This is a genomic window from Acidocella sp., assembly GCF_035535915.1.
Classification (GTDB): Bacteria; Pseudomonadota; Alphaproteobacteria; order Acetobacterales; family Acetobacteraceae; genus Acidocella.
Genome location: NZ_DATLPB010000014.1, coordinates 1 through 10603, shown reverse-complemented (window position 1 = coordinate 10603; position 10603 = coordinate 1). Strand labels below are relative to the sequence as shown.

Annotated in this window: 6 protein-coding genes and 1 pseudogene; 3 read left to right on the top strand and 4 right to left on the bottom strand. The window is 61.9% G+C overall.

The window, feature by feature from the left end; translation table 11 throughout:
- Together VNC39_RS01830 and VNC39_RS01825 are read left to right on the top strand one after the other, a co-directional pair.
- Window positions 1–1118 (top strand): annotated as a pseudogene (locus VNC39_RS01830) (hypothetical protein); the annotation flags it as partial.
- A 188-nt stretch (window positions 1119–1306) separates the two neighbouring features.
- A complete protein-coding gene (locus tag VNC39_RS01825; RefSeq protein ID WP_325395593.1) occupies window positions 1307–3100 on the top strand; it encodes a tetratricopeptide repeat protein in 1794 nt (597 codons plus the stop codon).
- A gap of 80 nt (window positions 3101–3180) precedes the next feature.
- Here VNC39_RS01825 and VNC39_RS01820 read toward each other — a convergent pair whose 3' ends face one another.
- Window positions 3181–3888 (bottom strand): hypothetical protein, encoded by a 708-nt coding sequence (locus VNC39_RS01820; protein ID WP_325395591.1) that lies wholly within the window; start codon window positions 3886–3888, stop codon window positions 3181–3183.
- A 148-nt stretch (window positions 3889–4036) separates the two neighbouring features.
- Here VNC39_RS01820 and VNC39_RS01815 point away from each other — a divergent pair, with 148 nt between their 5' ends.
- The gene (locus VNC39_RS01815) at window positions 4037–6073 is read left to right on the top strand and encodes a glycosyltransferase (protein WP_325395589.1); all 2037 of its coding nucleotides are present in this window, start codon (window positions 4037–4039) and stop codon (window positions 6071–6073) included.
- Between the two features lie 153 nt (window positions 6074–6226).
- Here VNC39_RS01815 and VNC39_RS01810 read toward each other — a convergent pair whose 3' ends face one another.
- Genes VNC39_RS01810 through VNC39_RS01800 form a run of 3 tightly spaced genes read right to left on the bottom strand, consistent with a single transcriptional unit; the run spans window position 6227 to window position 10583 of the window.
- The gene (locus tag VNC39_RS01810; RefSeq protein ID WP_325395587.1) at window positions 6227–6934 is read right to left on the bottom strand and encodes an FkbM family methyltransferase; all 708 of its coding nucleotides are present in this window, start codon (window positions 6932–6934) and stop codon (window positions 6227–6229) included.
- Between the two features lie 36 nt (window positions 6935–6970).
- Window positions 6971–8380, bottom strand: coding sequence for an HlyD family type I secretion periplasmic adaptor subunit (locus tag VNC39_RS01805; RefSeq protein WP_325395585.1), 1410 nt, complete (start codon window positions 8378–8380; stop codon window positions 6971–6973).
- Window positions 8346–10583 (bottom strand): peptidase domain-containing ABC transporter, encoded by a 2238-nt coding sequence (locus VNC39_RS01800; protein ID WP_325395583.1) that lies wholly within the window; start codon window positions 10581–10583, stop codon window positions 8346–8348. Before VNC39_RS01800 ends, VNC39_RS01805 begins: the two co-directional genes overlap by 35 nt.
- Window positions 10584–10603: the final 20 nt, after the last annotated feature.

The following is a 10603-nucleotide window of genomic DNA, read 5'->3' as shown; positions in this document are numbered from 1 at the left end:
CCGGCGATACCGGTGCCGCGGGTGCGACTGGCGATACCGGTGCCACGGGTGCGACCGGCGATACCTGCGCCACGGGTGCGACCGGTGCCACCGGAACTTCGGGTGCGACGGGTGCGACCGGTGCCACCGGCACTTCGGGTGCGACCGGCGCCACCGGCACTTCGGGTGCGACGGGCGCGACCGGCGATACCGGTGCCACGGGTGCGACAGGTGCCACCGGAACTTCGGGTGCGACGGGTGCGACTGGCGATACCGGTGCCACGGGTGCGACAGGTGCCACCGGCAACACCGGCGCGACGGGTGCCACCGGCAACACCGGTGCCACGGGTGCCACGGGGGCAACTGGCAGAACCGGTGCGACTGGCGCGACCGGCAATACCGGAGCGACTGGTGCCTCGGGTGCAACCGGTAGAACCGGCGCGACGGGCGCCACCGGGGCAACCGGCAAGACCGGCGCGACAGGTGCGACGGGCAAGACGGGCCATACCGGGAAAACCGGACCCACGGGCGCGACCGGTAAGACCGGCCACACTGGGGCCACCGGCGCCACTGGTAAGACAGGTTATCCCGGGGGCACCGGCCACACAGGTAAGCCGGGTTATCCTGGTGGCCCCGGCCACACGGGGGCGACCGGTAAGAACGGCTACCCCGGCGGTAACGATCACCAGGGTGCAACCGGCAAGAATGGCTACCCCGGTGGCAATGAGCAGCAGGGGGCAAATGGCCAAGGTAACGACCACAATGCCCCATCAGGGTGGGGTCAACACGTCTCCAACAGCAACCAAATGCACTTTGCGACAACTCAGACCCAGAATGGCTGGCGTAGCGGCGGGCCGGCGTCTGACACCTCCAAGATTGGCGGTGAAAACTCTCTCCAGAACATTATGCAGAAGCTGAGTGCAGGCATGACTCCCAAGGATATTCTGCCGCAAGGGGTCTCGTCGTGGCTGGCACACACCAAGGACCAGGCGAATACGGGTGGAACGATAACGACAAACCACACGGGCCACGGATCCACGGTGGGCGGAGTGATGACCAACTCAACCAACCATCAGGGCGCCATGGGGGCCCCGAACGGAGAAAACAGTCTGCATCATCTGAACTTCCACTCATTCTAACAGCAAATTTTACGAGAAGAGACCAGCTGAAAAGGCTGGTCTCTTCTGCTGTCTTGACGAACAAATTCGAGACGTTTCTTGGAATATCAACCACCCTCACATGATCGGTCGAAAAGAAATGGCCTTTGCATCGCCTCCTGATCGGAGCCAATTCATCAGAGCCTGGCCGTCTTTGCAGGAGACCAGAGATGCCTGCCCCCATGGCTAGGTTGAACATTCTTGCGAAGCTGCTTGATCGCTTCGCGACCCGCTCTCCGAAATTTGCACGGGCGCGTGCCGAACATATTGCGGACACCGCACCGGAACGCGCTCTCGTGCTGTTCGCGGCAGCGGCCCAGGCGGGGGATGCCGAAGCTGCCTTCATCGTCGGCGAACACTATCTTGAGGGCAAAGGTACGCAGCACCATGCGTCGGAGGCCGCGCGCTGGTACCAGCATGCCGCCAAGGCGGGACATGCGGGCGCGCAATGCCGGCTCGCCCAGCTCTATCTCTTCGGCCTGCCCAAGGCTGCTACCGTGCATTGGGCCGGGCTGTTCGCGACGGCCGAAGCGAGCGAGGAGGCCGATTATCATGCGGCCTTGCCTTGGGCGCGTCGCGCAGCGGAAGCGGGAATGGCGGATGCTCAGGCCTTGTTCGCCTATATTCTCACGGCAGGCCCCGAGGCACTGCGCGACCCCGAAGCCGCATTCAACTGGTACCGAAAATCCGCGGAACAGAATTGCCCGCAGGGGCGGCTCGGTTACGGCATTGCGCTGATGCTGCGCGCCGATACCGCGGAGAAAAGCACCGCCGCACGAGATCAACTCATGCGCGCGGCGGAAGCTGGATTGCCGGCCGCGCATTATCTGCTTGGGTTCGGTGCCGAACGCGCAGTCGGTACGACGGCGAACGAGGCGTTGGCACGGCATCATTACCAGATCGCGTCGGAGGCCGGGCTCGGTCTGGCACAGGCAAGGCTTGGTTTGCTGCTGCTTGAAGGCCGGGGTGGACCGACCGATTTGCTGAACGGCGAAAGTTGGCTGCGCCGTGGGGCGCTTGGCGGCGACGCTGAGGCGGCGGCGCTACTGGGCGACATGTATGCGCGCGACGGCGCCCTGCCGCCGAACTATGTCGAAGCCGCCCGCTGGTTCCGCGTTGCCGCCGAGCGTGGGCACAAAGCGGCTGCGCGGGCGCTGGGTATGCTTTATCTCAACGGCACGGGGATCGGTCGGAACCCTGACGAGGCGGCTGTTTGGCTCCGATACGCAGCCGAGGCTGGCGATCTGCGTGCCCAGGCGGATCTCGCCGCCTTGCTGCAGAGCGGCAATGTATCTCTCGCCGTTGATCAGCCGCCGCTGCATGAATGGTTTGAGCGCGCGGCCAATCAGGGTGACCCGATCGGCGCATTCAACTATGCGGTCTGCCTCGCCGAGGGGATCGGCGTGCCACGCGACGACGCGTGCGCGGCCTCCTGGCTGAAACGCGCGGCCGAAGACGTGGTGGATGCGCAGTTTTGGTACGCCAAGATGCTTTCCGAGGGTCGCGGTGCGGAGATGGACGAGGCCGGCGCTGCTTATTGGTTTGCCCGCGCCGCCGCCGCCGGCATGACGGAAGCGCAGGTGGCGCTCGCCGAACGGCATGTGGATGGAAGGGGCGTCGCGCGTGACCATCACTTGGCAAAATCCTGGTTCCTGCGCGCAGTGCCGGCAGGTCATGCGGGCGCGATGTTCGCGCTCGGTGCGCTGTATGCCGGCGGACATGATCTTGAAACCGACCTCGACGCGGCGCGGCATTGGTTCACCGAGGCCGCCACGCGCCGCCACCCCATCGCCGCCCTCATGCTCGCGCGCTATGCCGCGCGCGGCCTGGGTGGACCACGCGATATCGAAACCGCGCGCCATTGGTACTCACAGGCGGCCGCGCTCGGCGTACCGGAAGCGGCCAGCGAGTTGGCCGAACTCGACCCGCTTAGGGCTCAAGCGGCCCGTGTCGCCGGCAGCTGACCGAAATGGAAGCCGTTGGCCGCAATGACATTATTTGGCATCGCGTGACCCCGCGGGCGCAGCCAATGGGCGCACATGCCTCACGGGCCGGCAAGAAGTTCCCGCAGCCGCACCGGCAATCGGCCGGGAGCGTTCAACGCCGCGCAGCTCTGCTCCCAGAGGTCGAGATAGTCATACAGAGGCACGCCACTCCGTTCAGGCCAGCGATTCAGTGCCCCGATATCCGCGACCAAGTCCTGATCGTTCTCCAGCAGGTCGAGCATGGTCGGGACGGCCCCGCGGGCAGTACGCAGACCGCCTTGTCCGCTGAGGCACGCCTCGTGTGTCCTGAACCAGGCCCCGAACCCCGCCGATACCCCTTCGTCCTGCGCGGTTGTTCGATCGCCAGAGAGGATGGTTTCCCGATAGCTTCGAATGGCGCTGGCATAAACGGCGTCGTTCGGGAATGGGGGGGCGCGTTCCCAATCATCCGCCAGACGCAAGAGGCCGCGAAGGGAAAATGCTTCGACCAGCGCCTCCTCGATCCATTGGCAGGGGCTGCGCGGCCGGGCATCCAGCTCCCAGCTGTTGCCGAATACATGCCCAAGTTCGTGCCCGAACTGATAAGCCAAATTGCACCAATCTCGCGTGCCGACGATGACAATGATCCAGCCCGTCATTGGCTCCTCGCTCTGGAGCCAGATGGAGGGGTTGCTGCCGGCATGGTTGTCGACGCGGAGTTTTGCGGGCTGACGCTCGGAGAGCAGCGCCACGCCGGCCAAGCAGGCCCTGCGCATGCGTTCGATCACGGCTGCCGCGTCCGTCCGCAACGATTGACCCCAACTTCCTCCAAGCTCCAGCGGCGCGGTGAGCAGCGTCATGCCTCTACAGATAAGGCGTACCCCAACCGTTTCCAACGGCATCCATATGCCAGCCTTCGAGCCCAGGGAGTCTTCGATGAATGAAGCCGGCCAGACTATTTGTCTGAACATGATCGTTAAGAACGAGGCGCCGGTGATCCGCCGGTGCCTCGATAGTGTGCTGCCAATCATCGATTACTGGGTGATTGTCGACACCGGATCCACCGACGGCACCCAGGACATCATCCGTGCGCATTTGCGTGACGTGCCGGGCGAGCTGCATGAGCGGCCTTGGCGGGATTTCGCCTATAACCGCTCGGAGGCGCTGGATCTGGCGCGCGGTAAGAGCGATTATACATTCATCATTGATGCGGACGACACGCTGGAGATGGCGCCGGGCACCACGATGCCGACACTGACCGCCGGCTCATATACGGTGGAGATCAGCGACACCGCCACGGTGTATCAGCGGACGCAATTGGTTCGGAGCGCGATGCCTTGGCGCTATGAGGGGGTGTTGCACGAATATCTTACCTGTGACGGAGCCGACTGGGCCGAGCATCTCTCCGCAATCCGGATGCGGCGCAATCACGATGGAGCCCGCCGGAAAGACCCGAAGACCTATTTGCGCGACGTCGGCGTGCTCGAAGGCGCCTTGCAGACCGAGACGAACACATTTCTGCGTGCGCGCTACCGGTTTTACCTGGCGCAAAGCTACCGTGACAGCCATATGCCGGAAAATGCACTGCCGCATTATCTGGCGAGAGCCGAGCTCGGATTTTGGCAAGAAGAGGTTTTTGTCAGCCTATATAATGCGGCGCAGTTGAAAGAACAGCTCGGCCATCCGGATCAGGAGGTCATCGACGCTTACCTTCGCGCCACGGCCGCGCTGCCGACACGGGCCGAGGCGCTGCATGGGGCAAGCCGATTCTGCCGCAACAAGGGGCGCAACGAAGAAGGGTATCAGATCGCCAAACGCGGGCTAGGGATTTCCATGCCGTCGAATGCGCTGTTTGTGGAACCCTGGATTTACGAGACCGGCCTGTTGGATGAGTTCGCGGTCAATGCCTACTGGTCCGGAAGGTACCGGGATTGCCTCGATGCGAGCCTGAAAATTCTCGAGACCGGAAAACTCTCCGGCGCGGATATGCAACGCGTGATGTCGAATGCGCGTTTCGCTCTGGAGAAGCTGCCTCAACAGGATCCCTCGAGCTTTACTGACGTCATGATCTGGCCGGCAGGGTCGTCTTCCCCAGGCGTGCCGCTTGCGATGCCTGCTGTGGCTACGGCGCAAAGCACCTCCGGCATGGTCAGTGTGATAACCCCCACGCACAACCGTGATAGGTTCTTGAAGAATGCGCTGACGTATTTTCGCCGTCAGAATTACACCAATATCGAGTGGCTTATCCTCGATGACAGTCCCCAGGCCACTGAATGTCGTGGCGATTTGACCGATGAGAATATTTTCTATCAATACATAGACAGAAAAATTTCAATTGGGGAGAAACGGAACATTCTGGTCGAACAGGCCAGGGGCGAGATCATCATTCAATTCGACGACGACGATTACTATGCTCCAAACTACGTCAGCTCCATGGTGGCTGCCCTGACCGAGCTTGATGCCGATCTGATCAATCTTCGGGGTTGGTTTATGTATGATGTCAGGTCTGATTTTTTCGGCTATTGGGACTTGATGCAGAAAGAAGGGCCGCACTATTGCTGCGGCCACGAGGGCGTGGAACTGACGATGCTGAGTCCGGAAAATAATCTTGGTTTTGTAAATAATGAGCTTGGATTCGGGTTCTCATATGCATTTAAAAGGAGGGTTTGGGAGGAGATTAAATTTCCGACCATCGACTGGAATGAGGATGGCGAGTTCAGCCTTGAGGCAATGTCAAAGTTCAAGGTGGATGGATTCCATGATACTCAGGGAATATGCTTGCATTTTTTACACGACAAAAGCACCTCTCGTTGTTTCCCGCAGCACCATCTTCAGCGCTTCATGATGCAGAAATTTTTCCCCGGCCTGGATTTTTTGGCGAAAGAGTCCATACCAATGGCATTTCCGGCTTTGACCTCAGGGCGTTCTGATGTGGCGTATGAAGTCGGATTACAGCAGTTCATTGCAGACTAAAAATGGAATGACGATAGTCCGGCGTCCAGCGGGACGCCGGATGAAATGGGCAATGTGTGTCCGCTTGACGGGGATAAAGGGGCCGCGGCCGAGTCTGCGATTCGACGGTTCCTCTATTGGCGGACGGGGCTGATGTGGGTAAGAAAAATGTTTTTAGACAGCTCGTTCTATGGGAACAATCATATGATTCTCATTTTCCGTATAGCGACGGAATCTCTGCGCTGAGATATAGCCGTTGCGCTGAACCCAGCTGTCAAAATCCCCTGCATTCCTTTCGTCAACTTCAATGAACATAGCCGGACGCCACCGGGCGATTGTTTCCTCCAACCCGTGAAGGGCGCGGACCTCCATTCCCTCAACATCCATTTTTATGAAATCAATTCGGCGGTGTTGCAGCATGTCGTCTCCGCGAACCAGAGGAAGCGCACTGACGTCGTCGCTGTCAATCATGCGTGTGGCGCCGAGATTGTTCTGCGGTATCGAAGGAAATGCCTTTCCCTGGGCATCGGAGAGTCCGACGCCAAGGCAAGATAAATCGACGAGGTGCGTCAGATCATTGAGGGATATATTGGTGCGGAGAAGAGAAATCGCGTCTGGATTAGGTTCGAATGTAATAACCTGCCTCGGATTCAGGAATTTGCAGACATATAGTGTGTGGTTTCCGACATTTGTGCCAATGTCAACAAAAACCCCGCCACGAGGAAAAAAATCTTTGATGATGCCTAATTCTTCTGGCTCGTAAAATTCACCTCGAGAATGATGAGATTGAATCACATCGTAAGGATTTTTAATAAAAAACCGTACATCCCGTCCGGAAATATTTGTGAAAACGATAGATCCATCAATGTGACTCGTGGACATTTTCTCACTCTTCTTGGTGGTTGAAGTTAGATCGTTCTAGCCGGGCTCATGCATGCTCCCGGAGACGACAGGCATGATGCGTTGCAGGAAATAGCTCAGCACCGTGCGGGTGCCGACTTTCACATCCGCCTCCAGCGGCATGCCGGGCACGAGACGGAAGCCTTGCGGCGGGTTGTGCAATTGCACCCGGTCGAGGGAAATCCGCACCTTGTAGTACAAAGTCTGCGGCGCTCCCGGCAGCGGGGTGCCGGTGGCGAGCGGCGCCTGCGTGTCGAGCGGGTTGAAGCTTTCCGGGCTGATCGCACGGACCGTCCCTTCGGCCGTGCCGTAGCGCAGGAACGGCAGGGTGTTGAATTTGATCGTGACATGATCGCCGACCCGCACGAAGCCGGAATCCTCGCCGCTGACATTGGCTTCCACATTCAGCCTGGCGTCTGTGGGCGTGAGCGTCATCAAGGTCGCCCCGGCCTGGAGCACCGAGCCGACCGAAATCGGCGCGATCGACTGCACGATGGCGTCGCGCGGCGCGGTAAGGTCAACTTCGCGCTCGTTCAGCAGCGCTTTGGTCAGAGCCTGCCGGGCCTGCGCCAGGCTGTTGATGGCCTGGGCCAGTTGCTGCGAGATTTGCGCTTTCCACTGCGCGTCGAAACTGTTGCGCTGCGCCTGCTGCGAGGCCAGTTCGCGCGCATCCGCCGCGGCCGACGACACCGCGCTGGCAAGCTCGGCCTGCATGTTCACGCGGTCGTCGGTGGCGGAGAGCGTGTCCAGCTTGCTGCCGACCTGCAAATTCTGCAGCTGGCGGCGCATCGTTTCGACGTTGCTGGCGATGCCCAGGCGCTGCTGGTAATAGGCGGCCTGGGCCTTGAACCCTTCGATATCGGTGCGCAGTTCGGCGATTTTCGCATCGAAACCCTGGATGGTGAAGTCGTACTGGCCGATCTGCTGGCGATAGGTTTGCAGTTGCAGCGCCGAGGCCGGGTTGGCGGGATCGGGGTCATATGCGGTGCCGTTTTCCTGCGCTTGCAATTGCGCCACCTGGGCGGCGTAGCTCTGCTCCTGTGCGGTGAGCGCCGTCAGGTCGGCGCGCGCGTAGGTCGGATCGAGCCGCGCCAGCTCCTGGCCTTTGCGCACCAGCTCGCCGGGCTGCACTTCGATGCTGCGCACGATGGATGTCACGTCGCCCGTGCTGAAGGCCTGCACGACCGTATCCGGCGCGACGGCCACGAGATCGCCCGGGGCGCTGACCAGAATGTCGACGGGGATGAGGCCCGCTGCCGCGACGATGCTGACCACCAACGCACTGATGAGCCAGTTGATGCCGCGCCCCATGGCCGGCATGGGCGTGGCGAGAACCGCCGCCGTCGGCGACTGGAACTCCAGCAGCGCCATCGGCGTGGTCTCCAATGCGGGGTCACGCATTGGGCGTGACGAGGGGTTTGTGGTCATGGGCGTTTCCCTGTGGATCGAGATGCCGGTTTTGCTGGAACCAGAGATGCCGGTAGATGGCGCAGCGCTCGACCAGCTCGCGATGCGGGCCGATATCCACGGTTCGGCCCTGGTCCAGCACCATGATCAGGTCGCAATCGATCAAGGAGGAGAGCCGGTGCGAGACGATCACCATGGTGCGCCCCGTGGCGATGCGCAGCAGGTTGGCGTTCACCAGGGCTTCGGATTCCGGATCGAGCGCGCTGGTGGCTTCGTCGAGGATCAGCACCCGCGGGTCGGCCACCAGCGCGCGGGCGATGGCAAGGCGCTGTTTCTGCCCGCCGGAAAGGTTGGGCGAGCCCTCCTGGATGAAGGTGTCATAGCCGTTGGGCAGCCGTTCGATGAATTCTTCGGCGCCGGCCAGCCGCGCCGCCTGCACGGCATCCTCGAAAGACAGGCCCGGCCGGCCGGCGAGGATATTGTCCCGCACAGAACCGCGGAACAGAAAATTATCCTGCAGCACCATGCCGAAATTCTTGCGCAGATGCCGCAAATTGATTTCGCGCAGATCGGTGTCGTCGATGCGGATGGCCCCCGCATAGTCGCGGTTGATCCCTTGCAACAGCCGAGTCACGGTGGATTTGCCCGAGCCTGACCGGCCCACCAGCCCCAGCATCGTGCCGGCGGGGATTTTGAAATTGATTTTGTCCAGGGCCGGTGTTTTGGCGCCTTCATAGCGGAAGGTGACGTCGGTGAATTCGATGCCGCCTTCGAAGCGCGGCCGCAGCCCCTGGGTCAAAGCGCGCTTCTCGTTCGGCCGGTTCAGCACGTCGCCCACCTGGGCGATGGCGGCGCGCGCCCGCTGCACATCCTCCATCACCGTGGCGAGGCTGACCAGCGGCCCGGCCACCCGGCCGCCGAGCAGCATGTAGCCGGTGATCGCGCCGATATCGACGGGGTTGTTGGACTTCAGGGCGAGATAGGCGCCGAGCATCAACGCGCCATATTGGCAGTAGCGCTGCAGTGGCAAAGACAGGCTTTCCGGCCAGTTGGAGAGCCGTCCGGCTTCCATGAAGGCCTCCGCGGTGTTGGCGACCTTGCGGTCCCAATCGGCGCTGCGGGCCGGCTCCAGCGCCAGCGATTTGACCGTGCGGATGCCGTAGATCGTCTCCACCAGCACCGAGCCCTTCGCCGCTTCCGCGGCGATGACTTTGCCGGTCATGATGCCGAGCGGGCGGAGAAAGAGCGCGATGATCAGCGCGATCAGCCCGGCGGCGAGAAGAATGGTCCAGGCCAGGGTGGCGTTCATGTAGAACAGCAGCGGCAGCAGCAGCGCGACCATGAACACGTCGATGAAGGTGTTCATCAGGCGGCCGGTGAGAAATTCCCGCACATGATGAATCTGCCCGATCCGGTAGGCGGTCTGTCCGGCCTGCTGGCGCTCGAAAAAATCGACCGGCAGGCTGACCAGCCGCTCGAAGATCAGCAGGTTCAGCTTGGCGTCGAGCTTGGCCGCCAGCACCACTTCCAGCAGCTTGCGGCCGAAGCGCAGCAGCAGGTCGAAGGCCACGCAGAGCAGCATGATCACGGCCACCAGCGCCAGCGTGTTGGCGCTTTTATATTGCAGAACCGTACCGATGGTGCGCATCACCAGCAGGATCGGTAGGACGCTGAGCACGGTGATGGCGATCGAACCGACCGCGATGTCGCGCAGGACGCGCCGGTCCGACCACACCAGCCGTGTCAGCGTGGCGAGGGTGAACGGACGCTCCTCTTCGCTTTCCCGCGCCGCGCGGACCAGCAGCACCTCGCCGTTCCAGGACTGCCTCAGGCGCAATTCATCCACCTGCGTCGGCGGGTCGCCGGGTAAAGCGAGCGGGTCGCGCAGCAGCACCACCTGCCGTTCGCGGTCGCGCCCCACCGCCAGCGCCGCGCCGCCATCGTTCAGCAGCAGCAGGATCGGAGCCGGCTCGTCCACGCCCAACAGATTGCGGAAGCTGATCCTGGTCCCGCGCGCCCACAGGCCGGCCTCCTTCAGCCATTCCACCAGGGTGGCCGGGGACGGCAAGCCAGCGCCTTCCGCCAGCCGCAACGCTTCCGGGTCGAGTTCGACGCCATGGTAGCGCGCGACCTGCAGCACCGCGGCGAGCCGGGCGGCCGCCTCGTTCAGTTCCAGGCCGAATGACGCGGCGGGGGCGCTGCCGGGGCGGGGAAGATTGTTCACTCACCTCATCCTTCCGTCGA